The 26,360-nt window shown below is 43.0% G+C and carries 27 protein-coding genes; 2 read left to right on the forward strand and 25 right to left on the reverse strand.

Features of this window, described 5'->3' with window-relative positions:
• Positions 1-13: 13 nt before the first annotated feature.
• Positions 14-766, reverse strand: coding sequence for a response regulator (locus tag G603_RS0103805; protein WP_026495251.1), 753 nt, complete (start codon positions 764-766; stop codon positions 14-16).
• Positions 767-849: 83 nt separating this feature from the next.
• Here G603_RS0103805 and G603_RS0103810 point away from each other — a divergent pair, with 83 nt between their 5' ends.
• Positions 850-1,344, forward strand: coding sequence for a DUF5721 family protein (locus G603_RS0103810; protein ID WP_026523243.1), 495 nt, complete (start codon positions 850-852; stop codon positions 1,342-1,344).
• Here G603_RS0103810 and G603_RS0103815 read toward each other — a convergent pair.
• The 12 genes from G603_RS0103815 to G603_RS0103870 all read right to left on the reverse strand — a co-directional run bounded on the left by G603_RS0103815 (position 1,341) and on the right by G603_RS0103870 (position 10,170).
• Entirely contained in the window at positions 1,341-1,697 is a 357-nt protein-coding gene (locus tag G603_RS0103815) for an Hpt domain-containing protein (protein ID WP_051197409.1), read from the reverse strand. The two genes, G603_RS0103810 and G603_RS0103815, sit on opposite strands and share 4 nt — an antisense overlap.
• 29 nt (positions 1,698-1,726) lie before the next feature.
• Positions 1,727-2,797: a peptide chain release factor 1 gene (gene prfA, locus G603_RS0103820; RefSeq protein ID WP_026669368.1), complete on the reverse strand. Its 1,071-nt coding sequence runs from the start codon at positions 2,795-2,797 to the stop codon at positions 1,727-1,729.
• 58 nt (positions 2,798-2,855) lie between these two features.
• Complete coding sequence (gene prmC / locus G603_RS0103825) at positions 2,856-3,695, reverse strand: peptide chain release factor N(5)-glutamine methyltransferase (RefSeq protein WP_026495255.1); 840 nt, start codon at positions 3,693-3,695, stop codon at positions 2,856-2,858.
• A 71-nt stretch (positions 3,696-3,766) separates the two neighbouring features.
• On the reverse strand, positions 3,767-4,729 hold the full coding sequence (locus G603_RS0103830; protein ID WP_026669369.1) for a DUF1385 domain-containing protein: 963 nt from the start codon (positions 4,727-4,729) through the stop codon (positions 3,767-3,769).
• Positions 4,730-4,799: 70 nt separating this feature from the next.
• Positions 4,800-5,009 carry a 50S ribosomal protein L31 gene (gene rpmE, locus G603_RS0103835; protein ID WP_026495257.1) on the reverse strand — a complete coding sequence of 70 codons (210 nt, stop codon included), beginning with the start codon at positions 5,007-5,009 and terminating at the stop codon, positions 4,800-4,802.
• Positions 5,010-5,176: 167 nt separating this feature from the next.
• Positions 5,177-5,806 carry an RNA polymerase sporulation sigma factor SigH gene (gene sigH / locus G603_RS0103840; protein WP_026495258.1) on the reverse strand — a complete coding sequence of 210 codons (630 nt, stop codon included), beginning with the start codon at positions 5,804-5,806 and terminating at the stop codon, positions 5,177-5,179.
• Between the two features lie 72 nt (positions 5,807-5,878).
• Positions 5,879-6,739 (reverse strand): 23S rRNA (guanosine(2251)-2'-O)-methyltransferase RlmB, encoded by an 861-nt coding sequence (gene rlmB, locus G603_RS0103845; protein WP_081667102.1) that lies wholly within the window; start codon positions 6,737-6,739, stop codon positions 5,879-5,881.
• A 59-nt stretch (positions 6,740-6,798) separates the two neighbouring features.
• Positions 6,799-7,245: a Mini-ribonuclease 3 gene (locus G603_RS0103850; protein WP_051207431.1), complete on the reverse strand. Its 447-nt coding sequence runs from the start codon at positions 7,243-7,245 to the stop codon at positions 6,799-6,801.
• Between the two features lie 13 nt (positions 7,246-7,258).
• Positions 7,259-7,819, reverse strand: a complete 561-nt coding sequence (gene ispF / locus G603_RS0103855; RefSeq protein WP_026495261.1) for a 2-C-methyl-D-erythritol 2,4-cyclodiphosphate synthase — start codon at positions 7,817-7,819, stop codon at positions 7,259-7,261.
• Between the two features lie 64 nt (positions 7,820-7,883).
• On the reverse strand, positions 7,884-8,186 hold the full coding sequence (locus G603_RS0103860; protein WP_026523238.1) for an AzlD domain-containing protein: 303 nt from the start codon (positions 8,184-8,186) through the stop codon (positions 7,884-7,886).
• A complete protein-coding gene (locus G603_RS0103865) occupies positions 8,179-8,895 on the reverse strand; it encodes an AzlC family ABC transporter permease (RefSeq protein ID WP_026669371.1) in 717 nt (238 codons plus the stop codon). The genes G603_RS0103860 and G603_RS0103865 overlap by 8 nt, the downstream gene beginning before the upstream one ends.
• A 57-nt stretch (positions 8,896-8,952) precedes the next feature.
• Positions 8,953-10,170, reverse strand: coding sequence for an alanyl-tRNA editing protein (locus tag G603_RS0103870; RefSeq protein ID WP_035791886.1), 1,218 nt, complete (start codon positions 10,168-10,170; stop codon positions 8,953-8,955).
• Positions 10,171-10,332: 162 nt separating this feature from the next.
• Here G603_RS0103870 and G603_RS0103875 point away from each other — a divergent pair, with 162 nt between their 5' ends.
• A complete protein-coding gene (locus tag G603_RS0103875) occupies positions 10,333-12,054 on the forward strand; it encodes a methyl-accepting chemotaxis protein (RefSeq protein WP_035791890.1) in 1,722 nt (573 codons plus the stop codon).
• 91 nt (positions 12,055-12,145) lie between these two features.
• On the opposite strand, the gene G603_RS0103880 is transcribed toward G603_RS0103875, so the two are convergent.
• The 12 genes from G603_RS0103880 to G603_RS0103935 form a co-directional block, all read right to left on the reverse strand.
• Positions 12,146-12,658, reverse strand: a complete 513-nt coding sequence (locus tag G603_RS0103880) for a CarD family transcriptional regulator (protein ID WP_026495266.1) — start codon at positions 12,656-12,658, stop codon at positions 12,146-12,148.
• 260 nt (positions 12,659-12,918) lie between these two features.
• Positions 12,919-13,368, reverse strand: a complete 450-nt coding sequence (locus tag G603_RS0103885) for a hypothetical protein (protein WP_026669374.1) — start codon at positions 13,366-13,368, stop codon at positions 12,919-12,921.
• A 131-nt stretch (positions 13,369-13,499) separates the two neighbouring features.
• Positions 13,500-14,981 (reverse strand): DUF1846 domain-containing protein, encoded by a 1,482-nt coding sequence (locus G603_RS0103890; protein ID WP_026523235.1) that lies wholly within the window; start codon positions 14,979-14,981, stop codon positions 13,500-13,502.
• Between the two features lie 20 nt (positions 14,982-15,001).
• Complete coding sequence (locus G603_RS0103895; protein ID WP_026669375.1) at positions 15,002-15,853, reverse strand: DegV family protein; 852 nt, start codon at positions 15,851-15,853, stop codon at positions 15,002-15,004.
• Between the two features lie 98 nt (positions 15,854-15,951).
• The gene (gene rlmN / locus G603_RS0103900) at positions 15,952-16,992 is read right to left on the reverse strand and encodes a 23S rRNA (adenine(2503)-C(2))-methyltransferase RlmN (protein WP_026669376.1); all 1,041 of its coding nucleotides are present in this window, start codon (positions 16,990-16,992) and stop codon (positions 15,952-15,954) included.
• A gap of 78 nt (positions 16,993-17,070) precedes the next feature.
• Positions 17,071-18,453, reverse strand: coding sequence for a 16S rRNA (cytosine(967)-C(5))-methyltransferase RsmB (gene rsmB, locus G603_RS0103905; RefSeq protein ID WP_026669377.1), 1,383 nt, complete (start codon positions 18,451-18,453; stop codon positions 17,071-17,073).
• A 3-nt stretch (positions 18,454-18,456) separates the two neighbouring features.
• The gene (locus G603_RS0103910; RefSeq protein ID WP_051207433.1) at positions 18,457-19,176 is read right to left on the reverse strand and encodes a zinc metallopeptidase; all 720 of its coding nucleotides are present in this window, start codon (positions 19,174-19,176) and stop codon (positions 18,457-18,459) included.
• 100 nt (positions 19,177-19,276) lie between these two features.
• A complete protein-coding gene (fmt, locus tag G603_RS0103915) occupies positions 19,277-20,206 on the reverse strand; it encodes a methionyl-tRNA formyltransferase (RefSeq protein WP_026669379.1) in 930 nt (309 codons plus the stop codon).
• 20 nt (positions 20,207-20,226) lie between these two features.
• Entirely contained in the window at positions 20,227-21,852 is a 1,626-nt protein-coding gene (locus G603_RS19140; RefSeq protein WP_051207434.1) for a L,D-transpeptidase family protein, read from the reverse strand.
• A 47-nt stretch (positions 21,853-21,899) separates the two neighbouring features.
• Positions 21,900-22,391: a peptide deformylase gene (def, locus tag G603_RS0103925; protein WP_026523229.1), complete on the reverse strand. Its 492-nt coding sequence runs from the start codon at positions 22,389-22,391 to the stop codon at positions 21,900-21,902.
• A 117-nt stretch (positions 22,392-22,508) separates the two neighbouring features.
• A complete protein-coding gene (gene priA, locus G603_RS0103930) occupies positions 22,509-24,773 on the reverse strand; it encodes a replication restart helicase PriA (protein WP_026669380.1) in 2,265 nt (754 codons plus the stop codon).
• Positions 24,774-26,258 carry a UDP-N-acetylmuramoyl-L-alanyl-D-glutamate--2,6-diaminopimelate ligase gene (locus G603_RS0103935; protein WP_026669381.1) on the reverse strand — a complete coding sequence of 495 codons (1,485 nt, stop codon included), beginning with the start codon at positions 26,256-26,258 and terminating at the stop codon, positions 24,774-24,776.
• Between the last annotated feature and the right edge of the window lie 102 nt (positions 26,259-26,360).

Raw genomic sequence — 26,360 nt, forward strand, 5'->3', positions numbered from 1 at the left:
ATCTATCTTCCAATCAGCGCTTCTCGTCTTCTTCAATGCGCTTTTTTACAGTTTTAATATTCACCTTGTAAAGAGGTGACACATTTACCTTGGCGCCGTTATCCATAACAACGCCGGTAAAGCTTTCTTTGACCACGTGCTTGACGTTGATCATTGAAGTCTGAGAAACAGGACAAATATATCTGAAAATCTCACACTGCTCATAGAGGTTATAAATATCCGATATCAGCGAGATGCTGCGTCCTTCTGTAAGAAAAACATCCACCTTAAAGGGGCCGTTGGCCTTGGCGTAGATGATGTCCATCTCCTCTGCATATATGGTATCAGTCTCGCCGCGAAGCTCAAGCTTGGGAACAGGATTGCCGATTCTGACTTCGCACTCGGAAAGCACCGCTTCCAGGTCACTTGGTCTGATATCCTTTTTCAGGTAGAGCATCTTATCATACATGCCCTCTTCCTTTGCCATGACCTCGTAGTCATATTTTGACGAACACATAACGATATTTTTTATTCCGCCTGCTTCAAAAAGAATCCTTGCGACATCCAGGCCGTTCCTGAAATGTGTATCCTCTGTCTCCAGCGTAGTCTTATCGATAAAAATAATGTCATACATCTGAGGAAATCTAAGAAGCGCCTCAATATTTCCATAAGAGTCAATATAAAAATGCTCCTTGCCTTCCTTCTGATATCTGTCAGACTGTCTGCCAAGTAGCCGTTCCAAATGTTTTCTGTCTGCTATGTTGTCGTCAAAAACCGCTATATGCATTCGTTTTTCCTCACTTTATTACTGACACTATTTTACCACAATGATAAAATATAGAGTATATTCTATCGAGACAAGGATTAACAATGATTGCAATCAAAATAAAAAGCACTAAAAATTTCATGGCAAAGTTGTTGGCATCAGAGGTATTTGATGCATTTCTGTTAGACAGCGCAGAGATAGCTGTAGCAAACACATACACAATTGACGGGCACATCAACAAAGAGTTTTACGGCGAAGATGAGGAAGGTGCTCCCACCGGAACCCTTACTCCATGGTCTGAAGTAAGGCAGAGATGCTTTGATCTCATAAAGGGAAAACGCACTCCCTTGTCCTTTAAATTCCTGCTGTGTCTTAATAGCGACAAAAAAGACGAGCTCCTGTCTTCTGAAGAATACTCAGAAGTACGATCACTCGTCTCATCTCTTGTTATGATCATTAAATTCAAGGATGGTGCTATAACCATCACTACGGGAGCTGCCCTGTCAGGCTTCTCCATGGATAAATCCTACGAAAAGCTCTGGGACAGTTATATCACAGCCTTCCTTGATTCTTCAAATATAGAATTTGAAGAGCTTTAAGCATACTTTTTTAAAATTCCTATGAGTTCATCATAGGATTTTTTAATTCTTTCAAAAAGTTCCTCTGAGCCATCAAGGGACTCAGTTCTGAGAATCTCAGTAAGAGTAAGTACGTCCGGCAGGAAGCCCTGAAGCCCAAGATTACCGCCAACGCCCTTCAGGGAATGGCAGCCTTCGAACGCTTCCTTAACGTCCTTCTCCTCTAAGCCCTTTTGAAGCTGGGCAAAACTGGCATCATTAAGAAATTTCAGCATAAACTTCTCAATCAGTTCATCCTTCCCCATGAAACGTTCACTGACTTCTTTCCAGTCAACGCCCCATTCAATGAGTTCCTGCTTCATCTGCTCATTCATACAGTCGGCTCCTATATGTTCAAAACGTTTTACTGTGCAAGACCTGCAAGCTTCTCAGCCTGACTGGCTGTAGTAAGTGCATCTATAAGCTCGTCCAGATCTCCTTCCATTATAGCATCTATCTTGTACAAGGTTAAACCTATTCTGTGGTCTGTAACCCTGCCCTGATGGAAGTTATAGGTTCTGATTTTCTCTGAACGGTCACCGGTTCCAACCTGACTCTTTCTAAGAGCGGCCTCTGAATCATGCTGCTTCTGTCTCTCAAGGTCAAAGAGCTTTGCTCTGAGAACCTTAAGAGCCTTTGCCTTATTTTTAATCTGACTCTTCTCATCCTGACAGGAAATAACGATTCCTGTAGGAATATGCGTAAGTCTTACAGCTGAATCCGTAGTATTTACGCACTGTCCGCCATTTCCGGAAGCTCTGAAAACATCGAACTTACAGTCATTCATATCGATGTCGACTTCTACATCCTCTACCTCAGGCATAATAGCCACGGTAATTGTGGAGGTATGAATTCTTCCGCCTGACTCTGTGGCAGGTATTCTCTGAACTCTGTGAACTCCACTCTCGAATTTAAGTCTTGAGTATGCACCTGTACCTGACAGCATGAAGTTAACAGACTTCATTCCGCCGATTCCGGTATCCTCCACGCTCATAGTCTCGATTCTCCAGCCCATGCGATCTGCATAGCGGGTATAGACTCTGTACATATCAGCCGCAAAAAGAGCGGCTTCATCTCCGCCTGCACCGGCACGGATCTCGACGATAACGTTTTTATCATCATTAGGGTCCTTGGGGAGCATTAGAATCTTAAGCTTCTCCTCAATTCCGGGAAGCTCATCCTTAGCTGCGGAAAGCTCTTCCCTTAGCATCTCCTTCATATCATCATCTGATTCAGCTGAAAGAAGCTCCTCGCTGTCAGCTATTGTCTGCTTACAGCTCTTATATCTCTGGAACTCTTCAAGTATCGGTAAAATATCGCTCTGTTCCTTCATGAGCGCTTTAAATCTGTTCTGGTCTGCAGCAACACCGGGTTCACCCAGTTCCATGGTGATATCCTCATATCTGCGAACCATTGCTTCTAATCTATCAAACATAATTGCCTCCTATAAATCGGTACTAAATAACACAGTTACAAAAATGAATTAAGCACCGCTAATAGAAGCAACCACTGACTACTCTGTCGTTGCCGCCAAGATCCTTTATAACCTGAACATCCTTGTATCCGTTTTCTTCCATAAGGCTCTTTACCGCTTCGCCCTGATCATATCCGATCTCAAGAAACAGATATCCGCTCTTATACAGATATTCCTTAGCCCCCGGCACAATCCTTCTGTAAAAGATAAGACCATCCTCACTTCCATCAAGAGCCATGTAAGGCTCATAGGTCTTAACCTCAGGCTCTAAGGTCTCAATCACTGCCGTAGGAATATAGGGCGGATTGGATACGATGATATCGTATTTAACATCTGAAGCTTCAGGGAAAATATCCGCCTTTACCGCACTGAATCTATCCTCAAAACCAAGCTTTTGAGCATTGTGAGCAGCGACTTCCAAGGCCTTGTCGGACATATCCGTGCCTGTAGCCTTGGTATCATTGCTGTATCTAAGAAGGCTCAGCGCAATGCAGCCAGACCCTGTGCAAAGATCAAGTATATTCATCCCATCGTGAAGATATCTGAGGGCCTCCTCTGCAAGAGTCTCCGTATCCTGATTGGGAATAAGAACATCTCCTGTCACATCAAATTCAATGCCCATAAACTCAGCATTCCCAAGAATGTAGGCAACAGGTATCCTCTTTTCACGCTTAGCTAAAAGTTCAAGATAAGCGCTCTCATTCTCGGCACTGACCTCAATATCTCCGTGGGATAAAAGGGTATTGTGGTCTGTCCCGCAAACGCTCTCAAGAAGAAGTCTCGCATCCAGGGAGGCATCCGCAATACCGGCATTATTCAGTTTTTCCTCTCCTTTTTTATAAAGTGATGCGTAATCCATCTTCTGTAAATCCTCTAAATTTTCTAGTTAAACTTTTAATTCGTAGTATAGTTTTTGTTCGCGATAAAAAGTCATTCTGCGATTTTCTCTTCATCCTCGAACTTGTATCCAAAGGAATCCTCAAGGAATTCCTTCCAGTCAAATACAGCCTCAACTGACTTCATTCCAACCTCGATCATCTCATCATCGGGCTCTTTTGTAGTGAGCATCTGCATAAGCATTCCTGGCGCAGATAAAATACGAATAATGATATTGTTGCTCCTGCCTGCGATTCTGATGAGCTCATAAGCGATACCTGCGATAACGGGTATAAGCGCTATTCTGATGACAATCCTTAAAGGCACGGAAGGTGTTCTTATAAAGAAGAACAATATAATACTTATCACCATTACAAACAGAATAAAGCTGCTGCCGCATCTCTTGTGAAGCCTGGAGCTCTCTCTTACATTCTCAAGTGTAAGGGGCTTACCTGCTTCAAGGCAGTTGATGCACTTGTGCTCAGCTCCGTGATAACGGAATAATCTTCTGATATCCTTCATAAGCGAAATCAAAAGAATATAGATCACAAAAATCGCTATTCTGAGAACTCCTTCAAGAAGCGCTGTCACTGAACTGTTCCTGATATATGACTCCATAAGTGAACTCAGATAATATGGAAGTATCATGAATAGTGCAATTGCAAAAACAAAAGCTATCACTGTGGTGAAGCCCATTATAGCCTTCTCTTTACCCTCTTCTGCTATAGGATCCTTGCTTGAAGCAATATCCTCTTCTCCAAATAAAGAAGCAGAGTAATTGAGAGCCTTCATTCCCAGTACCAGCGAATCCCAGAATACGAATACACCTCTAAGAAATGGGATATGTGTAAGTCCCATAGCTTCGCCTGCTCCCTTATAATGATCTGTCTCAACTGCGATCTCACCATTCTCCTCGCGAACAGCAACAGCATATACGTCCTTGTTGCGCATCATAACGCCTTCAAGAACTGCCTGTCCGCCTATTCCGGAATAATGATTTATCTTCTGCTTCGCCATAATAGCTCCTTTTTCTTAGAAAAAAGAGACCAAAGCATCTGCTTTGGCCTCTTCGTAATCACAAGTAAAATTAGTTGTTAGAAGTCATGCCATACTTGCGGTTGAACTTATCAATACGTCCGCGAGCAGCTGTTGCCTTCTGTGTACCTGTATAGAAAGGATGGCACTTAGAACAAATTTCTACGTGAATCTCCTTCTTAGTAGATCCTACTGTGAATGTGTTACCGCAGTTGCAAGTAACAGTTGCCTGATAGTACTCGGGCTGAATTTCCTGTCTCATATTCTCACCTCTTTTATATCAATGATTCTTAATATTTTTTTAAATATTATACTATAGTTACAATTGCTGTCATATCACAACAGCTTGTTAATTGTAGCATAATATGATTGCCTTCGCAAGAAGAAATTTATAAACCGCTGTTTCTCTGACAGAAATCAGGCTCATTATCATTTATCCGAATTTTTATTTATATATTTACGTATCTTATTTTTTAATCTGAAAAGAGCATTATCTGTGGACTTTTCATCTTTTCCCAAAACCCTGGCAATCTCTACGTAGCTCATGCCCGTCATATGTAGTTCTAACACTGACTGCTCGAACTCGCTAAGTCCATTCTCAATGAACTCTTCGATGTCTCTGGTGTTTTCCTTATCTATCATCATGGACTCGGGATCCGTGTCCTTCATATCCTCAAGAATCTGGTCCAGAGAAAACTCCTTGTCCTCATCGGAATCTCCCTTCTTGGAATAGAGGGAAATATAACTGTTAAGGGGCGCATGCTTTTTCCTGTTGGACGCCTGAATGGCAGTGTACATCTGCCTTGATACGCAAAGGTCGGCAAAGGTACGAAAGCTTGCATCTCTTCCGGCATCATAGTCCCTGACCGCCTTGAAAAGGCCAATCATACCCTCCTGGATAAGATCGTCCTTGTCGGCCCCCAGAATATACATAGAAGCAGCCTTGGATCTGACCATATCCTTGTACTTATTCATTATGTAATCTGTAACATCGGACTCTCCGTCCCTGAGCCTTGTTATAAGCTCCTCGTCGGATTCATCCATTGATATTTTTGTCATCTGCACTCCTCTTAAAGTGAAGCTTAGTTACAGTAACATGTCATAGGTAGTGTTAGCAGTTTTGTCTGATGATTACTTACTAAATCCGCGCTGCCTCACAATCTCATAAGCAAGAACGCCTGCTGCCACTGATGCATTAAGGGAATTTATCTGTCCCTTCATGGGAATTGATGCAACCATATCGCATTTTTCTCTGACAAGCTTGCTGACTCCCGAGCCCTCATTACCTATTACAAGGCCGATGGAGCCCTTAAGATCAAGATCATACATAAGGCTTCCGTCCATATCAGCGCATACAAACCACATGCCGCGGTCTTTAAGCTCATCAATTGTTCTGGCGATATTTGTAACCTTTACAACAGGTGTGTAATTAAGAGCACCGGCACTGGTCTTGGCAACTGTGGCGGTAAGTCCCACCGCTCTGTTCTTGGGAATGATAACCCCATGAGCTCCTGCAATATTGGCAGTTCTTACGATAGCGCCAAGATTATGGGGATCCTCAATGTTATCAAGAATCAGCACAAAGGGAGGCTCGCCTCTCTCCTCCGCAAGGTTAAAGATATCCTCCATATCGGAATAGTCATAAGCTGCCGCATAGGCAATAACACCCTGATGAGCACCTGTCTCAGATATCTGATCAAGTCTGTCTCTTGAAACAAACTTAAGCATTATCCCTGCTTTTTTGGCTTCCTTTCTGATGGTAGCCACAGGTCCGTCCTGGCATCCATCAAGTACAAGAATCTTATCAATGGATTTACCGCTGCGGATTGCTTCTATAACTGCATTTCTGCCTTCAATGGTAAGGCTGCCTACAGCTTCATCTGCAAAAAAGTCATCTCTGTTTGAACTCTCTCTTTTGCTGCCGCCCTTTTTGAAATTATCCTTATTATGGTTATCCTTCTTAAAACCGTTCTTACGTTTTTCTTCTCTCATTTAAATCTCCTGAAAAATACATGCAGTGGTCTCTTACCATCTACGCCTTCACAAAGCACTTATCGTTCTATGACCTCTATTCCCTTTTTCAAAAGGGATATCAGTCTGTCCATTTCGCCATTTAGATAAAGATATCCGCACAGCGCTTCCAAGCCCGTGGCCTTCCTGTAGTCGTTTACGCTCTGGTTCTTGGCGCTGGTGGCTGACTTTGCGTTTCGGCCTCTCTTATACACATCGCTCTCTTCATCTGTAAGCAAAGGCTCTATGTATTCTATTATTTTTGCCTGAGCTGCGGCATTTACATATTTTACCTTAATCTTGTTTAGCTGCCCCGCAGGCCTGTTTGCTTCCTGAACAACGATGCTTCTTATAATGATCTCATACACGCTGTCCCCCATAAAAGCCAGTGCCAGAGGGCTGTATCTGTTCATAGGTTCACCGGAAACCTCGAATTCGTTTCTAACGACAGCTGCCAGATCAAGATTCATATTATTGATGTCTTCCATCCGATCCTATTCCTCATTCATTACTATCAGCGCCACCGCAGCAGCATCCACCCTTAGGAGCTTCTCCTGTCTGGAATGTGACATTTTTGGTGTAATACTCGATGGGACTTGCAAGAAGACAAACCGCCTGAGCTGCGATACCCTCGCCTGCCCCTGTAAAACCAAGGCCTTCTTCAGTAGTTGCTTTTACGCTTACCTGTTCAATATTGATTCCAAGGGCGTCTGCAATATTCTGACGCATGGTATCAATATATGGTCTAAGCTTTGGAGCCTGACATAAAATAGTAGAATCAATATTCTCTATAAGATATCCATTCTCCTCAAGCATTTTGCCAACCTCTGACAAAAGCTTTATTGAATCTGCTCCCTTGTATTTGGGATCAGAATCCGGGAAATGTTTTCCAATATCTCCAAGTGCTGCTGCCCCAAGAAGAGCATCACTTATGGCATGCAAAAGTACGTCCGCATCTGAATGTCCAAGGAGCCCCTTTTCATAAGGGATATCAACTCCCCCAAGAATAAGCTTCCTGTCGGGGACCAGTCGGTGTACATCATAACCTGTTCCAATATGCATATTTAAACCTCCATGAAAAATGACAGGGGCCTGTTTTCAAAATAAAAACCCGGGAACCCTATTGTCAAATAAACCACTCAACTGCAAATACTACAATACAGCTAACTGCCGCTACAGTGAGAAGACTCTTTTTCCTATAAGCCAGTACCAGGGCAACCGCAAAGCCTGCAATTGATCCTCTGATGTCATCGGAAGCATGAAGTATAGCAGGAAAAGTCATTGCTGCCAAAGTAGCGTAGGGCACGTAATACAAAAATGATTTCACGAAATTACTTTTTATCTCGCGCCTTATCAGTGTAAGCGGCAACATTCTGACAAGATATGTTACTACTGCCATTACCAAAATGTAAATATATGTATTATGCATCTGTTACCTCCTCATTGTTTACAGGAGATAACACTGCCGCAGCGGCCGCCACAACTATTGTGACAATAATAATGCGAAATCCTGATGAAATCTCTCTGAGCACAGGTGCATATGTGAAAACTGTGCTGAACACCATTGCGCAAACAACTACCATCAAAACTGCCAAAGACTCTCTGGCATCGGGAATTATAATCGCAATGAACATTCCGTAAATCGCAAGTCCAAGAGCACTTATAATCCTTTGTGGCATGATCTGTCCGGCAAAGGCTCCAAGGAAGGTACCAAGCACCCATCCAAAAACTGAACAGATTATAAGACCGTAGGAATATGCCGGATGGAGCTTTCCTTTTCTTGTAACGCTAAGGCCGAATATCTCATCTGTTACGCCGTAAGCAATAAGACATCTTGAAACAGTCCCCACTTTTGATGAAAGCTTTTGCGAAAGCGCCGTACTCATCAGCATATATCTCATGTTTACCACAAGCTGTAAAAGTGCAATCTCTGCATATGTTCCGTTATTGCAAATAAGGTCAAGAGCAGAAAACTGTCCTGCACTTGTTACATTTGCAAGAGACATTATCGATGCCTGAAAAACACTAAGTCCTGCCTCTGAAGCCTGTATGCCAAATGCAAAGGACACTGCCAGATAACCAAGGCATATAGGAATCGCATCTCTTAGCCCCATTCTAAATTCATGCCGTTTTTCCATAATCACTCCTCCATAGCGTTTACTGCAATCTACAAGGCAGCATGCTGCAAGTGTAGATCATATCGTCGCTGCCACGCTAAGAATATCCTCCTTGGAAGCACCGCTTATACTTCCCTGAACCATTGCAGGGGCTCCGCCTCCCCGAACCTGGAATTTCTCCTTAAGGATATTTAGAACATCATTACTGTTAAGACCGTTTCCACATCCTATTATGAAACGGTAGCCATCAGTATCATCTCCGAAAAAGATACCAAGACAGCCCTCTCTGTCAGCAACAAGCTTTGTCACAACTCGTCTTATTACATTGGCATCAGAGTTTTTATCTGCAAACATGAAAACACATTTGCTATCTGCAGGTAGCTCCGCCGCCTCACTAAGCAGAATTTTTTCTCCTGCCTCCGATAATGATCTTTTAAGTGCGGCTATCTCTTCCTGCTGTTTATGGATCAGATCCGGAATGCTATCCACAGATGTAGTCAGTGAATTTGCAAGTTCCGTTATCATATCATGCATTCCTGCCAAATACAAAAGAGCTCTTTGTCCGCAAAGTATGCTGACTCTTGTTCCTCCCTTGTAATTCTGGGAGCTTACAATTTTCAAAATCCCAATCTCTCCGGTCCTTGCTACATGCGGTGCGCAGCAGGCGCAGATATCATATCCCTCGACCGTAACAATCCTCACATCTCCTGTAAGTTCTTTTTTACTTCTGTAATCAAGCTTTGCAAGTTCATCCGCTGAAGGATATCTGCAGGTAATAGGAACATTTTCATAGATCGCCCTGTTAACACGAAGCTCTACGTCAGTCAGCTCCTCCTTTGAAAGCTGCCCGCTGTAATCCATGGTCACCACGGAATCGCTAAGATGAAAGCCCACGTTGTCATAGCCATATAGGCTGTTCACAATTCCTGAAAAAATATGCTCTCCTGAGTGCTGCTGCATATTGCTGAATCTGTGTGCAAAATCAATGATTCCCTTTATCACAGTCCCGGGCTCAATTGACTTATCCGTAAAGTGGCTTATCACATCATCCTTTATCTGAACATCAAGGACATTCACCACATCTCCATCAGCTGTCCCTTCGCCGGCTTCCGATTTCACCTGAATTGTTCCTTTATCCGGTGTCTGTCCACCCTCCTCCGGGAAGAAAAGAGTCTTGTCCAGAATTATCTCAAAGCCGTCAAAATCACCGTTTGCAGGCCTGCAATCCATGACCCTTGCTTCGAATTCTTTATTGTATGCATTTTCGTCATATAGTTTTATTGTTTTTTCGCTCATAATTCTTAATTATACCACAAACAAGCCCCTTTAAATTTTATAAAAAATTGATAACTTTTATTCTAATTTAACATTCTAACAAAATATATGATGTAGAATATAAGTACCGATAAATCACGATTTTATTTGTGTTTATGTACGTTCATTCAAAGGGGGATTTCTATGGAGGCAAAGGTTCGAAAAGGTAAACTGATACAGAAGCTTATCTTAGCAGCAATCGCTGCAATTATCGCAATTTCGGCTATTCTTACAATCATAAGTATTGTGGAACTGAAAAAGACTTATAACAACATGGTAGAAGAAGAGCTCAAGGTTGCTGCAGAGCATCTTCAAAGTGAAATGAATTCCGTATGGGATGGTGACTGGTCCTATGACGGAACAAATGTCTACAAGGGTGAAGAGAACATTATGGGTGAATACGAGGAATTAATGGATGAACTTCATTCCAAAACCGGTGTTCAGTACTCTCTTTTCTATATGGATGAGCGTGTCATTACAACTCTTCAGGAAAATGGTAAGAGACTTGTGGGCTTTAAGATTGGCGCTGCCACCAATGAGCATGTTTTACAGAATAAGCAGGAATACTATATTCCCGATTCAGCAGTAGCCGGTACAGAAACTAAATACTATTCATACTACGCACCACTGCTTCAGTCTGACGGCAGTGTTGCAGGTATGGTTTTTGCAGGAAGACTTGGGGATGACGTACAGACTGCAATTCAAAAAGCCATTATCACAATGGTTGTCATTGCTATTGTTCTCGTAGCTGCTCTTTCAATAGTCGGATTCGTAGTTGCCAATACTGCTTCCGTTAAGATGAGAGCCATCGCTGATGAACTTGGACTCCTTGCACAGGGTAACCTTAACCTCACAATCGATGAAACTACAATTAAACGTAATGATGAAATCGGTCTTCTCGCCGACGGAGCAAAGGTGCTTAGCGACAAGCTTGGTGAAGTAATCAGGACCACAGTGGATATGTCCAATGAGCTTAAAAACTCCGGTATGGAACTGAGCGAATCCGCAACAAAAGCATCCGATGCTTCCAACCAGGTAAGCGAAGCCGTTGATGAAATCTCAAAAGGTGCTGTATCACAGGCTGAGAGCGTTGAAACCGCAGCAGGAAACACTCAGGAAATCGGCAACAATATTGAAATTGTTACTGATAACGTAAATCAGTTGCAGAGCTATGCTACAGAAATGAAGCAGTCCTGCGAAACTGCAATGGCAGCACTCAACAAGCTGATCACTCAGAGTGAAGAGGTTCAGGCATCTGTTCGTGAAATCGGTCAGACCATAGATTCCACCAATGAATCCGCAAAAGAGATTTCCAAGTTCTCAGAAGCCATCACCTCAATCGCTTCCCAGACTAACCTCCTGTCCCTCAATGCTTCCATCGAAGCTGCCAGAGCAGGCGAAGCAGGAAAAGGCTTTGCGGTTGTTGCTACAGAGATCGGACAGCTGGCTGAGCAGAGTTCTGACAGTGCAGATGAGATCAAGAAGATCGTTGATAAGCTTGTAGCAGATTCTGAAGCATCCGTTGCAGTAATGCAAAAGCTCAACAGCAACTTCGAACAGCAGGAAGCACAGCTTACAGATACCAAGGGTAACATGCAGAGCATGGCTGAGAACGTAGATAATGTATCAGAGAGTACAGATAACATCTCCGGCAGAATCGAAGAACTGAATCATGCCAAGGACGAGCTGCTTAATATCATCTCTGATCTGTCAGCTGTTTCAGAAGAGAATGCCGCATCCTCTCAGGAGACCAACGCCTCCATGCAGGAGCTCAATGCTACCTTCTCTATCATTACAGAAGCTGCAGGTAAACTGGAAGAGCTTGCAGAAAACATGACAGAAGCTATCAGTTACTTTAAACCGTAAATAGATAAAACTAAGGCTCCCGATTCTAAGCGAATCGGGAGCCTTTTATATTTAAATGTTATATAAAATTATCGGTTAATCGTTTAAGTATTCATGCAAGAGTAAGCTGTGATAACTCATTTGTAACGCGCTCCTTGATTGCATCAAGCTTAGACTCCATGGAATAAGCCATCTCAGAATACAGGAGCTTCTCAGCAATACTAAGATACTTCTCATCCATAGAAGCGAACTTCTTGCCTTCAGCAGCTCTTTTAGCCTTGATGCCTCTAAGTGACTTAACAAGGCACATCATCTCAGGAGCCTTGTTGCGCTTAATAACGTCAACAATAACGGCCTCTGCCTTCTTACCTGCAGGGATGTCATAAACCTCGAGCTCATCGATCTCATTAATAAGCTCCTCAGCCTCATCTGCATCAATAGCTTCACGCATTTTATCTTCAGCCCCCTCAACGGGAACAAAAATTACTCCTTTAGTGTCTATGCTTGAGACCATGCTGTAATACAGTGTCTCATTGCCTCTCTCTAAAAATGCCGGAACAAGGATATCTTTTACCTCGCACAGTCCATGGTTACCAAAAACTACACAATCTCCTTTACTTAGCATATTTTTTCCTCCATTTTCAAACTACCAAAATCCAGAGCGACACTAAAATAATTCTAGCAATTTTTTACGATTAATGTAATATATTGGCTCTATTCTTAAGAAAAAATTAATATTCAAATCGTACCTGAACATTTGGTGTTTCCTGAGGTTTTACCACTATATTTTGTGGCAAAAAGAAGACCCGACGGAGGTATACTCACGTCGAGCCGTCTTCGTTCATAATAAAATACAAAAAGAAAAAGGAGGAATAAAAATACTAGCTATATTGCTTCACCAAGCTTTGTGTAGATAAAGCCGGTATCCTGACAAAACTTTTGAAGATCTTCACCAAACATCTTCATATAGGCGTCTTCCTTGTACTGAACTTCGCTTCCAAGGAATAACAGTACCTGTCCGCTCTTAAGATCCCACTCTATATCTGTGGTAGGCTCCAATGCATCTATATCCTTAAAGGATATGCCAAACTTCTCCAGACAATAAGCGTCGCGGTTGTCTACGCCGGATGTGGCATCGATTATGTCATTTTTCTTCTTTCTCATATCATCGAGCCAGTGGAGTACTATAAATTCTGCAACATTGAGAGATGTGATCTCATATCCGCCAAGTCTCATGTCACCGATTACTCTGTCAAAATCTATTTTAGCTGCTGCAAATGGATCAATTTTCTGTTCGCCAACACAAAAAACTGCATTATACAAACTCTGATTCATGTTAAAGCCTCCTATATTACAAATATAGAAACACCCGGTTGTATAGTAATTATTATACCACCGGGGTTCATTTATAAAAATTATTAATCCATAAAATATCGCTAAAAATCTAATGTTAAAACGCTACTAAATCAGCCGTGATAAAGCTTCTTGGTCTGATACTTAGCTTCACATGTAAGGTTAACACCAAGCTTGTGGAAGGTGTTCTCATCAACAGGTGAAAGGATAACTGTTGAATGAACCTCAAGTCCTCTGAGTTTGCCAAGCTGATCAATAGCTGCCTTAGCCTGCGGATCTGTAGCTGCGCAGATTGTAAGCGCGATAAGTATCTCTCCTACATGAAGGTGAGGGTTGTGTCCGCCAAGGTGCTGTACCTTCAGATCCTGGATAGGCTCGATGATTGAAGGAGCAATGAGCTGAACTTCATCAGGAATTCCTGCCAGAGTCTTAAGGGCATTTAATACCATGGCACTGGTAGCACCCATAAGAGCGCTTGTCTTACCTGTGATAACCTGTCCGTCAGGAAGCTCTATTGCAGCTGCGGGAGCACCTGTAAGTTCAGCCTTGAGATTAGAAGCTGAAACTACTGGTCTGTCCTGAACAGTGCAGCCTGCCTTCTGCATGATAAGCTCAAGCTGGTCGATACGCTCCTGAGAGCTGTCTCCCTTTCTCTTTTCACAGAGCTCCTTATAATATCTTCTGAGGATCTCCTGCTTACCTGCTGCCTGAGCTGCCTCATCATCAATGATGCAGTTACCTGCCATATTTACACCCATATCTGTGGGTGACTTGTAAGGTGAATCACCGTAAATCTGCTTGAACATTGTATTAAGCACAGGGAAAACAGCAACGTCACGGTTGTAGTTAACTGTTGAAACTCCGTATGCCTCAAGATGATAAGGATCGATCATGTTCATATCAGCAAGATCCACTGTAGCTGCCTCGTAAGCGAGGTTTACAGGATGCTGAAGCGGGATATTCCAGATAGGGAAGGTCTCAAACTTCGCATAACCTGCCTTAACACCATGGATGTTTTCATGATAAAGCTGTGAAAGACATACAGCCATTTTTCCGCTTCCGGGGCCGGGAGCTGTAACAACAACCAGTGAATGCTTTGTCTCGATGTATTCGTTTTTGCCGTATCCCTCATCGCTGATGATAAGCGGAATGTTTGAAGGATATCCGGGAATTGTATAGTGCTTGTAAACCTTGATACCAAGGCTCTCAAGCTTTTTCTGATATGCGATTACGGTATCTGTTCCGTCATATCTTGTAAGAACAACGGAACCCACATAGAGACCATAATCATGAAAAGCATCAATAAGTCTCAGTACATCCATATCATAAGTGATACCAAGATCGCCTCTTACCTTGTTCTTCTCGATATCGCCTGCGTTGATGGCAATTACTACCTCAACGTCTTCCTTGATCTGAGTAAGCATGCGGATCTTTGAATCCGGCTGAAATCCGGGAAGTACTCTTGATGCATGATAATCATCAAACAGCTTACCTCCAAATTCCATATAAAGCTTTCCGCCGAACTGTCCGATTCTCTCGCGAATCTTCTCAGACTGCATGGAAATGTACTTGTCATTATCAAATGCCTTTTTCATCGTTATTCCTTTCTCATATCTTAGTTCTTATGAAAATATGCACATGCTATAGCACCGGGTCCGGCGTATGTGCCTATTGTGGCACCAACATGCTCAATCGGAATATCATCCACATAATCAACATATAGATGTTTACTGTCTTCTTTATATTTTAAAAGAAACTCATCCGATAATCCGGAGTATGCTAAGCACATCGGTTTATCATAATCTATTCCGCCGTGTTTATCAATATACTGAATCAACATATTATTACCATTTTTTGATCCTCTTGCTTTTCCAACAACGGCAACAACACCGTTTTCAATGGTAACAACAGGCTTTATGGATAATATGCCACCTGCCATGGCTGCAGCAGAAGAAATTCGTCCGCCCATCTTAAGATATTCCAGTGTATCAAAAACAGAAATGACTCTGGCGAACTTCTTTTCCTTTTCTATAATCCGGGTTATCTCATCTGCACTTTTGCCTTCGTCACGAAGCTGTACTGCTCTCTGAACAATGATGTATTCAGATATGCAAAACTGCATGGTATCTATAACTCTTACTTTTCCGTCAAACTCATCAGCTGCTATACAGGCACTCTGATAGCATCCTGAAACTCCGGAAGACAATGTCATACATATAACATCATCCCCTGCTTCCACTGCCTTTCTAAACTCCTCCTCGAATTCGAAGGGCGGAATCTGACTGGTCTTTGGAAGCTCATCCGACTCAACCAGTCTTGAGTAAAACATATCACTTGTAAGGGTCACTCCATCCAAAAACTCCTCTTCACCAAAGCGGACTTTGAGAGGTATAACTGTGATCCCCCACTCTTTTGCTTTATCCTGTGGTATGTCACTTGCTGAATCGGTAATAATTCTGATTGCCATAATAAACTCCTTAAGTAAACTGTTTACATTGTCATCTTGCCAAAATCCACAATACAGTTTACTTTAGGAAAACTCTTTAATCAAATCAGTTCCCTGTCTCAGGAATTTTCTTCTATATGTCTTCTTCTGAGCTGTCCGCATGCGCCATCAATATCACGTCCCATCTCACGGCGAACAGTGGCATTTATACGGCGTTTTTCAAGACGCTTTTGGAAATCAAGAACGCGCTTCCTTGTACTCTCTACGAAATCTCTTTCCTTAATAGGATTAACAGGAATCAGATTGACCACGCAGTTTAAATCAGAAAGTAATGCTGCCAGTTCGTCCGCATCATCATCGGTATCGTTAACTCCGCCTACAAGGGAATACTCGAAGGTAAGCTGTCTTCCTGTTTTTTCAAAATAATTCCTGCAGGCATCCATAAGCTCATCAATTGAATACTTGTTAGCTATGGGCATAAGCTCCTGCCGCTTTGCCTGATTGGAAGCATGAAGAGAGATTGCCAGATTGATCTGGAGCTTTTCATCTGCCAACTTATACATGTTAGGAACTATTCCGCAGGTAGAAACAGTAATATTTCTCTGTCCCATATTAAGGCCGTTCTCATCAGATAAAAGCTGAATAAATCTAAGAATATTATCGTAGTTATCAAGGGGCTCTCCGCTTCCCATGACAACAACGCGGGATATCTTTTCTCCCGTATCCTTCATAATGGAATATATCTGATCAAGAATCTCAGATGCTGAAAGATTACGCTCAACGCCGTCCAGCGTGGATGCACAGAATCTGCATCCCATTCTGCAGCCCACCTGAGAGGATACGCATACGCTGTTTCCAAATTTGTACTTCATGAAAACACTCTCGATAAGGTTCCCGTCTGAAAGAGCAAAGAGATATTTCCTTGTGCCATCTATGGCAGATTCCTGAACTCTTTCGATACGAAGGGATACAAAATCGCACTCTGTGGCAAGCTTATCCCTAAGAGCTTTAGAGAGGTTTGTCATCTCATCAAAGCTTCTTGCCTGCTTTTTATGCATCCAATCATAGATTTGTCCGGCCCTAAAGCCGGACTCACCCATTTCCTTAATTTTATTTGTCAGTTCCTCTTTTGTAAGAGATTTAATATCTATCTTTTCCAAAATTTATTCCTATAAAAATATGTCCTGCCAAGAAGCATTGCTGCTGTTGGCATACGCTAAATCATTTACTGCAATTTATCATTCCTTGCGTCTGAACTTTGCAATGAAGAATCCGTCTGTTTCAAATTCTCCCGGTAAAATCTGAATGTATCCATCCTTTGCAGTATCGATACTCTTCATCTTTTCAGGAAGCTTATCTGTAAGATCAACCGGCTCAAAGGGAAGATTCTCAAGAATCCACTTTACGTTGTCCTCGTTCTCTTCCTTAGCAACTGTACAGGTGCTGTACATCATGATTCCGCCGGGCTTTACATAACTCCATACAGCATTCAGGATATTCCTTTGTTTCTCCTGGAGACTACGAATGGATTCCTCGTCGGTATTCATCTTGATGTCAGGCTTTCTGCCAATAACGCCAAGCCCTGAACAGGGAAGGTCACAGAGAAGTACGTCTGCTGCAGACTCCATTTTTTCATCATGCTTCTCGGCATCATACTGCTCTACCGTCACATTGGCTGCTCGCATTCTATTAACGTTTTCACGTATAATCATGCACTTATTTGCAGACAAATCTCTTGCTATTACCTGACCGGTTCCTTTAAGCTTATCTGCTGCATGAAGGCTCTTTCCTCCGGGAGCCGAGCACACATCCACAACTGTGTTGTCAGTTTTTATGCCGGCAAGCTCGCATACAAGCATTGAGCTGATATCCTGAACAAGGAATGCTCCCTCGTCGTAACCGGGCAGATATCTGATATTATCCGTATGATAAAGGTCCATGGCATAAGGCAAAATCTCATTCATCTTAAGAACTATATTGCCGTTATTTGCCTTTTTCATTTCAGCTATAAGAGACTTTAATTCCTCTGTCTCAAGTCTTCTGCTAAATCTAATGGAAACAGGTCTTGTCTTTAAAAAGAACCTGAAAATCTTCTCTGTCTGCTCTATACCGTAATCACCTATCCATCTGCCGGCAAGCCACTCAGGCTGTGAATACTTAATTGACAGATAGTAGGCTTTACTCTCTCTTGTTATCCCCGGCTCAGGCCAGTCGATCTTGTCCTTTTTCCTTGAGATATTTCTGAGGACTCCGTTTACAAATCCCTTAAGCCCCACGAAATGGCGCTTTGCAGTAAGCTTTACCGCTTCATTTACCGCTGCAGAATCGGGAACAGAATCCATAAAAAGAATCTGATACACACTCATCCTGAGGATCAGCAATATTGGCAGTGCCATCTTTTCAGTGGGCGTCTTGGAAAACTGATTTATGACATAGTCAAGAGTAAGCTTCCTCTCAACAGTTCCCCCTGCCAGATACTTAATAAAAGCTTTGCTTTTGGTATCAAGATAATCGTAGCGGTCAAGAACTCTTTTGATAGTAGAAAACTCATGATTGGAGGAATCCTCCATCTCTAAGAGAATGTCTAATGCAATTTTTCTCTCATTTACCTTTTCTGCCATAAATTAGTCACGCCTTCTTCCGGTTCCGGTGATCATAATAAGTCTAAGAAGCTGTAAAACTGATGAAGCTGCTGCCGCAACATAGGTAAGTGCCGCTGCGCCTAAAACCTTTTTGGTATGAACCAGTTCATCATCCCCGAGAATTCCGTACTCGCCAAGCATCGCAAGAGCTCTGTGAGATGCATCGAACTCTACAGGAAGAGTAACAATCTGGAAAAGAACAGCCAGGGCAAATACCCATACACCTATTTTTGCAAGAGGTGAAATTCCAATAATCAGGCCGAGCATAATGATCGGGATTCCAAGCTTTGAGCCGATATTCGCAGCAGGCACAAGAGCTGAGCGAATGCTTATGGGTAAGTATCCTGTATGGTGCTGCAGTACGTGTCCGCACTCATGGGCCGCAACGCCTATTGCAGCCACACTGTTTGAACCATAGGTTGCATCTGAAAGATTCACTGTTTTGGTTCTGGGATCATAGTGATCAGTAAGATTACCGGACACATGCTGAATCTGCACATCCATTATTCCGTTTCTTCTAAGAATCTCATGTGCTGCCTGTGCTCCGGTCATTCCGCTCATACTGCGGACTCTGGCATATTTACTGTAGGTAGTCTTTACTCTTGCGCTGGCAATGATACACAAAAGCGCTCCGATAAGAACTAAAATATAGGTACTGTCAAAGTACATTCCCCTGCTCATATATCCATAGTTAGCATACATGTCTGCTTCCTCCTTTAAAACATTTTAAACAGGCGTGTTCATAATCTGGTCACGCTATCTTTTACTTAAATATAAGATATTTTCATGTTCAAAATGTGTCTTAACCAAGCTTATCCCCGGCAATTATACTGTATCCAAGAAGGAAATCCTTAACACTCATGCGCTTTTTACCTTCGAGCTGAAGCTCTGTTATCTCCAGAAGTCCATCTCCTGTGTTCACGATGAAGGAATCCTTTTTCACATCATATACAGTTCCGGGAGCGCCGTCAGTAGCCTCTTCTATAGGCTTAACCTTCCAGATTTTAAGCATCTTACCGTTAAGCTTGGTATATGCACTTGGCCAGGGGCTCATGCCTCTTACAAGATTAAATATCTCGCGAGCTGACCTGTTAAAGTCAATCTGTCCCATCTCTTTACTGATCTTGCCGCACTTTGTGCTAAGAGAATCGTCCTGAGGAGTAGGTGTAATCTCACCCTTCTCAATCCTAGGAAGTGTCTCTACTATTAAATCAGCTCCAAGGAACATAAGCTTATCAAACAAAGTTCCAGCAGTATCCTCATCCTCTATAGTCAGAGTCTTGGTAACAAGAATATCACCGGTATCCATTCCTGCATTCATCTGCATGATGGTAACTCCGGTTTCCTTATCTCCGTTTAAGATCGCCATCTGAATTGGCGCAGCACCTCTGTACTTAGGAAGAAGTGATGCATGAATATTCACACAACCGTACTTCGGTATATCCAGAACCTCCTGAGACAAAATCTGTCCAAAGGCAGCTACTACAAAAATATCAGCATCAAGAGCCTTAAGCTCAGCAACTACAGATGCCTCTCTTACCTTTTCAGGCTGCATAATTTTAAGGTCATGCTTAAGGGCACATTCCTTTACAGGAGATATGGCAAGCTCCTTACCTCTCCCCTTTGGTCTGTCGGGCTGTGTGACAACTGCCACCACTTCATGCCCAGCTTCTATTATTTTTTCAAGCGCCGCAACCGCAAAGTCCGGCGTTCCCATGTATACTACTTTCATCTATTCTCCTTAATCGTCCCTTACTGAGCGGGTTCCGCAGATGTATCCGGTGTAGGTGTCGCTTCTGCAGGTGCAGCCTCCTCTGTTACAGGGGCTTCTGCGGGAGTCCCCTCTGTAGGAGCGGGAGTCTCCGGTGCAGGGTCCGGTATAACTGTAAGTCCCTGTTCTGCAGCTACACTTGCAGGTACACGTTTTGTAGTAACTGCTCCTGTTTCGGGATCAACAATCTCTGCTGTGACAACTGCTTCGGGCTCAGTTTTACCGCCGTATACAAATACGGCTTCGCCCTTTTCTACAATCTCAAATATCTCAGCCGCCTTATCTGTCGGAAGATTGATACATCCGTGGGATCCGTCTGTGATATAAATCCATCCTCCGAATTCAGATCTCCAACTTGCATCATGCATACCCACATTGCCGTTAAAGGGCATCCAGTACTTAACAGCTGATGAATAGTTCTCGCCTACGAGAGTGGCATCCCTTTCCTTATAAGTAATGCCATAGGTTCCTCTTGGCGTAGTTCTTCCTTTATTAACACAGCCGGACACGAAGTCAGAATCAATAACCTCCTGTCCGTCCTGATAAACCCACAAGTGCTGACTTGTGAGATCAATTTCTACATATGAATTACCATAATCAGTAGCGCCATATGTAAGGGCTGTTCCGAAATACACAGGGGTTCTTGTGCCTCTGTAACCGGTTTTTATGGCTTCTAAAAGTTCATTGGCTTCAGTTGTTCTATCCATCCACCATCCGTAATCGCCGCCCTGAACAGTCACCTCTTCGCCGCTGTGGGATATGATGGTTCTGTCCCTGCCAAAGGTGTCATACTGTCTTGAAAGGCTCTTTACGAATTCCTTAACCTGCTCTTCATCAAAGCTTACGCTCTGACCTTCAATGTTGCACCAGTCCTTAATGACTGTGCCGTCAACCACCACAGTTTCATCGCCGAATTCGTATGTTATTGAAGCTTTGCAATATACATTCAGATTGTTGCAAAGATCATTAAGCTCCTGATTGTCTGATGTGATGGCAGGCTTCTCGTAGCATTCATCGCTAAGTGTAACCTGTGCTTCAAGTACGTCCAAAGCCGCACAGATCTCAGAAATTACGGTATCCTTTACCGGGCTCTGTCCCTGCTCCTCAGGAATAATGTAAAAACCCTCTTCACCGGTATCCTCTGACAAATGTGCATCCACAGGTGCGATGATATTCTCAGCATCAAAGATACTAAGGCTGCTTATTTTTTCAGCTGCAACCTCTCTTGAATATACGACTATATCATCGGTGGTAAGATGGGTTTCCTTAAAAAGATATGCAGGCCACAGGAAGGGCTTCTGCTCTTTTAAAGCCTTATCAAATTGTCCATCCACCTGAAGTGACAGGCTAATATCGTCAGAGGTCAGTGTCTGCGTGATACCACCCCTGGCGTCTATAGTTAGCACATATTTTCTTAGTCCGCTTGCAATCTCCTCTTCAATATCCTTCGCCGTCATATTGTATGCCGGGATATCATTAACGAAGGTATTAAAAAGATAATGCTTCGTAAAATATATAGAAATCCCCACATAAGTAACAGCAAGAATACCAAGCATGATTCCAAGGACTTTTCCGGCCTTACCGCTTTTAGTCTTTTGTTTTTTCATACTTTTCTCACTCTGCATAATTGAGCCAAACTCTGCTCTTTCGGAATTTATTCCGCATCAGGCTGCTGAAGTTCCTCGTTATCAACAAGATCTCCCTCAACCTTCTCAACATACATGTGTCCGTCAAGGTGATCGCACTCATGACAGATAGCTCTTGCAAGAAGCTCTGTTCCCTCAAGCTCAAAGGGCTTCATATCAATATCAAAGGCCTTAACCTTCACATAGTTAGGTCTTGTAACAACGCCTGACTTACCGGGAAGTGAAAGACATCCCTCGTAGCCTGTCTGCTCTCCGCTTGTCTCTAAGATCACAGGATTGATGAGAAGATGAGGATCCTCTCCCTCAGGAGAACAGTCGATAACAACGATTCTCTTTAAAACACCTACCTGAGGTGCTGCAAGACCAACGCCGTTAGCGTCGTACATTGTCTCAAACATATCATTTATAAGTTCACGGATTCTGGGAGTAACCTCTTTTACCTCTTTGCAGGGGCGTGCAAGAACGTCATCTCCATATTCTCTGATTTCTCTAAGTGCCATATTTACTACCTTTCCTTAAAACAATTCATTTACTTTATCCAAATGCGTCGTAGCATAGAGTTTCTATATAAAGTCATGCCTTTTGACGCTTTCTATAGTATATCACAGGCAATCAAGTTATGTAGCCTGCATGGGATCAAAGTCGTATTGTACCTGTATTCCGCGAAGTTCTCCCCTCTTTTCAAAATAATCAAGAAGGGATGCCGCAGCGTCCTTCATCTCCACGAGACTATCCATGCTCTCATGCTTAACATAGATCACCATTCTGTAAATATCATTTATCTTGCTGATAGCTGCTGCCGCAGGACCGATTATAATAGCGTCCCTTATGCCAAGGCGCTCTATCTCTGCCCTTAATCTTGCCGCCAGCTTTTTGCCGTATTCTTCATTGGAAGCAAAAATCTGAATTGCCATCATGTGGGCTGCAGGCGGATATCTAAGGAGCTTCCTGTAGGAAATCTCTTCCTCATAAAAAGCCTTATAGTCCTGATCCTTTGCATGAACAATGGCGTAATTATCAGGCTGATAGGACTGAATTACGACGCTTCCTGGGAAGGTTCCTCTGCCGGCTCTTCCTGCTGCCTGGGTGATCAGCTGGAAGGTTCTCTCACCGGCTCTGTAATCCCCTGCGTTAAGGGACATGTCTGCTGCCAGTATTCCAACCACTGTAACATTGGGGAAATCGTGTCCCTTTACAATCATCTGGGTTCCCACCAGCACATCAGCTTCTTCAGCCGCAAAGGATGAAAGTATCTTCTCATAACTACCCTTTGTCCTTGTGGTATCAGCGTCCATTCTAAGAACCCTTGCTTTAGGAAAAATCTTATTTACTTCTTTTTCTATCTGCTGAGTTCCTGCCCTGAAGGCTGTGACATATTTGGAGCCGCATTCGGGACAAATCCTTGCAACAGGCTGAGTGTGTCCGCAGTAATGGCATACCAGCATGCCGCCTCTGTGCTCTGACATTGATACATCACAGTGAGGGCACTTAAAAACATAACCGCAGGACCTGCATGAAATAAAGCCCGCAAGGCCTCGCCTGTTAATAAAAAGCATCGCCTGATGCCCATTTTCCAGAGCATCATTTAATTTTTCCTGAAGATCTCTGCTGAAAATCGATCTGTTTCCGCTTCGAAGCTCTTCTCTAAGATCTGCAATTATAGCATCGGGAAGTGTTCCGCCAGTAAGTCTTCTGTTTAGTTCAAAAAGCTTGTATTCTCCTGTCTCAGCCCTGTAGTAGGATTCAAGAGACGGAGTTGCAGAGCCCAGTACCACGCTGGCTCCCCCAGGCACAAGCTTCGCTAGTTCGATGGCTGTCTCCCTTGCATGATACTTAGGCATGGTCTCACTTTTATATGAACTCTCATGCTCCTCATCAATTATGATAAGTCCCACTGAGGGAAACGGCGTAAACAAAGCGGATCTTGGGCCTATGATTATATCTATATCGCCTTCTTTTGCCCTTTTTGCCTGGTCGTACTTTTCACCCGGTGACAACGTGGAATTCATTACAGACACTCTGTCTCCAAAGTGTCTGTAGAATCTCATAAGTGTCTGATATGTAAGCGCTATCTCAGGAATAAGGACTATTGCCTGCTTACCCCTTTCAAGCATCTTATCGATCATGTCTATGTAGACTTCTGTCTTACCACTTCCTGTAATACCATGGATAAGATAGGTTTTCCGCTCTCCACGGTCAAAATCAGCTATTACTTCATCAGATATAGCCTGCTGCTCGTCACTTAGTATGACCTTTTTGGCAGCGGGGCTGACTTCTCCCACAGGATTTCGATAATAGTCCTCAGTTTCTATTTTGATGATGCCCTTTTCAGAAAGAGATCTCAAAACGGCTGTGGAAACATTGAGCTTGGAAACCACCAGCTCCTGAGGAATTCTCTCGGAAGGGTTCTCCAAAAGTGCCTCAAGAAGACGGGCTCTTGCCACCTGATGCTTTTTGACACAGTTCATGTAAAAATCTCTTGCTTCCCGCTCAGGCTGAAGGAGTTTTACATATTTATGCTGAAGTGTGCCTACTTTTTTCCTGACAGGCAAAACCGTTCTAAGAGCATTTATCATGGTTGAGCCGTAGTATCTGTGCATCCATGCAGCCAGCTTAACCATGATGTCATCTACTGAAACCTCATCCCCAGAAAGACCCGATATCTCTTTTATTTTCTCGGGAGCACACTGAGGCTCATTCATAAGCTCCACAACATACCCTGCTCTTTCGGTATTACCTTTTCCAAAGGGTATCTTTACACAGCTTCCGATATCGATCCGTCCCCTTAGGGCTTCAGGAATTCTGTACTGAAAAGGTCTGTCCACCTTCTCGTGTGAAATATCCACTATTAAATTTGCATAGAGGAAGTCATTATTCTGCATTTATTTCTCTTCAAGTATTTCTTTAATAAGGTCGCGCTCATCCATGGGATATTTAACGCCTTTTATCTCCTGGTAATCCTCATGGCCCTTGCCGGCAAGGACGATGATATCACCATTTTCGCCATGCTCGATGGCATATTTGATGGCTTCTTTTCTGTCTTCAATCATGATGTACTCGCCATCTGTCTTTTTCATGCCGGTCTCGATATCCTTCATGATATCCATAGGCTCTTCAAATCTCGGATTATCTGAAGTGATGATTGTAAAGTCAGCATATTTACCACTTACTTCACCCATCTCGAATCTGCGGAGCTTTGATCTGTTTCCGCCGCATCCAAATACGCTGATAAGTCTGTTTGGATGATAATCTCTCAGGGTGCTGAGAAGGCTCTTAAGTGCCATAGCATTATGGGCATAATCTATCATAAGGGTAAAGTCATCAGATACCTTTACCATCTCGATTCTGCCTTTAACGCGGGCTTTCTTAAGGGCTGCAGCAATTTCATCCACACCTGTGCCCAGAATTCTTGCTACATCAATAGCGCAAAGTGCATTGTATACGCTGAATCTGCCGGGTGTAGGAACAGAAGCATGCATCTCAAGTACGCCTGTTGTATCGAACATTACACCAAGTTCGCCGGGCTTATGAAGATATGCAAGGTTTATTGCACGAAGATCAGCATCTGCTGCAAAGCCGTAGGTTGTAAGCTCGCAGGTATGACCTTCAAGAACATCTATCATTCTGGGATCATCTGCATTGGCGATACCTACCCTACACTGTTTAAAGAGCATGCCCTTGCAGTGCATGTAATCATCAAAATCCTTGTGCTCGTTAGGTCCGATGTGATCGGGCTCGATATTTGTAAATACGCCGATATCATATATGAAGCCCTGGCTTCTGTGGAGCATAAGTCCCTGTGATGAAACCTCCATTACCACGCAGTCGCAGCCTGCATCCACCATTCTTCTCATATATTCCTGAAGCTCGTAGGATTCAGGTGTTGTGTTCTCTGCATGAATATGCTCATCACCGATGATAACCTCGATAGTACCTATAAGTCCGCACTTATGTCCTGCATTCTCAAGCATGTTCTTAATAAGGTAAGTAGTTGTAGTCTTACCCTTTGTACCTGTAATACCTATTGTCTTAAGATGCTCAGCGGGATGCCCGAACCATGCAGCTGAAATGAAAGCCATAGCATATCTGGTATTCTCAACTCTTACAACTACAGCTTTGCAATCATCGGGAAGTTCAACATCCTTCTGAACAACGATAGCAGCTGCGCCTTTTTCGCAGACATCCTTAGCTGCGCTATGGCCATCAAAATTAGCACCTTCTATACACAGGAAAAGGCATCCCTCTGTAGCCTTCCTGTTATCATTTATCACTGCAGATATCTCTATATCGAGATTTGCAGCCTCTTTTCCTGTATTTCCCTCATAAGCTTTGTAGTCCAGATTTTTCAATAAATCTACTAATTTCATACTCTCGCTCTCCTTTTCTACAAAATTTCTTAAGAATCTTTCGTTTTCCTTAAGGTTTTAAACATATTCTATTCACATTTGTAATGTATATTATGTATCAAG

Source organism: Butyrivibrio sp. AE3006, assembly GCF_000424165.1.
In the GTDB taxonomy this organism is placed as follows: domain Bacteria; phylum Bacillota; class Clostridia; order Lachnospirales; family Lachnospiraceae; genus Butyrivibrio.

Excerpts from the sequence above, each read along its gene's own strand:
- G603_RS0103805 (WP_026495251.1), bottom strand. The coding sequence starts at position 766 with ATGCATATAGCGGTTTTTGACGACAACATAGCAGACAGAAAACATTTG.
- G603_RS0103810 (WP_026523243.1), top strand. The coding sequence starts at position 850 with ATGATTGCAATCAAAATAAAAAGCACTAAAAATTTCATGGCAAAGTTG.
- G603_RS0103815 (WP_051197409.1), bottom strand. The coding sequence starts at position 1,697 with ATGAATGAGCAGATGAAGCAGGAACTCATTGAATGGGGCGTTGACTGG.
- prfA (WP_026669368.1), bottom strand. The coding sequence starts at position 2,797 with ATGTTTGATAGATTAGAAGCAATGGTTCGCAGATATGAGGATATCACC.
- prmC (WP_026495255.1), bottom strand. The coding sequence starts at position 3,695 with ATGGATTACGCATCACTTTATAAAAAAGGAGAGGAAAAACTGAATAAT.
- G603_RS0103830 (WP_026669369.1), bottom strand. The coding sequence starts at position 4,729 with ATGGCGAAGCAGAAGATAAATCATTATTCCGGAATAGGCGGACAGGCA.
- rpmE (WP_026495257.1), bottom strand. The coding sequence starts at position 5,009 with ATGAGACAGGAAATTCAGCCCGAGTACTATCAGGCAACTGTTACTTGC.
- sigH (WP_026495258.1), bottom strand. The coding sequence starts at position 5,806 with ATGACAAAAATATCAATGGATGAATCCGACGAGGAGCTTATAACAAGG.
- rlmB (WP_081667102.1), bottom strand. The coding sequence starts at position 6,739 with ATGAGAGAAGAAAAACGTAAGAACGGTTTTAAGAAGGATAACCATAAT.
- G603_RS0103850 (WP_051207431.1), bottom strand. The coding sequence starts at position 7,245 with ATGGAAGACATCAATAATATGAATCTTGATCTGGCAGCTGTCGTTAGA.
- ispF (WP_026495261.1), bottom strand. The coding sequence starts at position 7,819 with ATGCATATTGGAACAGGTTATGATGTACACCGACTGGTCCCCGACAGG.
- G603_RS0103860 (WP_026523238.1), bottom strand. The coding sequence starts at position 8,186 with ATGCATAATACATATATTTACATTTTGGTAATGGCAGTAGTAACATAT.
- G603_RS0103865 (WP_026669371.1), bottom strand. The coding sequence starts at position 8,895 with ATGGAAAAACGGCATGAATTTAGAATGGGGCTAAGAGATGCGATTCCT.
- G603_RS0103870 (WP_035791886.1), bottom strand. The coding sequence starts at position 10,170 with ATGAGCGAAAAAACAATAAAACTATATGACGAAAATGCATACAATAAA.
- G603_RS0103875 (WP_035791890.1), top strand. The coding sequence starts at position 10,333 with ATGGAGGCAAAGGTTCGAAAAGGTAAACTGATACAGAAGCTTATCTTA.
- G603_RS0103880 (WP_026495266.1), bottom strand. The coding sequence starts at position 12,658 with ATGCTAAGTAAAGGAGATTGTGTAGTTTTTGGTAACCATGGACTGTGC.
- G603_RS0103885 (WP_026669374.1), bottom strand. The coding sequence starts at position 13,368 with ATGAATCAGAGTTTGTATAATGCAGTTTTTTGTGTTGGCGAACAGAAA.
- G603_RS0103890 (WP_026523235.1), bottom strand. The coding sequence starts at position 14,981 with ATGAAAAAGGCATTTGATAATGACAAGTACATTTCCATGCAGTCTGAG.
- G603_RS0103895 (WP_026669375.1), bottom strand. The coding sequence starts at position 15,853 with ATGGCAATCAGAATTATTACCGATTCAGCAAGTGACATACCACAGGAT.
- rsmB (WP_026669377.1), bottom strand. The coding sequence starts at position 18,453 with ATGGCAGAAAAGGTAAATGAGAGAAAAATTGCATTAGACATTCTCTTA.
- G603_RS0103910 (WP_051207433.1), bottom strand. The coding sequence starts at position 19,176 with ATGTATGCTAACTATGGATATATGAGCAGGGGAATGTACTTTGACAGT.
- fmt (WP_026669379.1), bottom strand. The coding sequence starts at position 20,206 with ATGAAAGTAGTATACATGGGAACGCCGGACTTTGCGGTTGCGGCGCTT.
- G603_RS19140 (WP_051207434.1), bottom strand. The coding sequence starts at position 21,852 with ATGAAAAAACAAAAGACTAAAAGCGGTAAGGCCGGAAAAGTCCTTGGA.
- def (WP_026523229.1), bottom strand. The coding sequence starts at position 22,391 with ATGGCACTTAGAGAAATCAGAGAATATGGAGATGACGTTCTTGCACGC.
- priA (WP_026669380.1), bottom strand. The coding sequence starts at position 24,773 with ATGCAGAATAATGACTTCCTCTATGCAAATTTAATAGTGGATATTTCA.
- G603_RS0103935 (WP_026669381.1), bottom strand. The coding sequence starts at position 26,258 with ATGAAATTAGTAGATTTATTGAAAAATCTGGACTACAAAGCTTATGAG.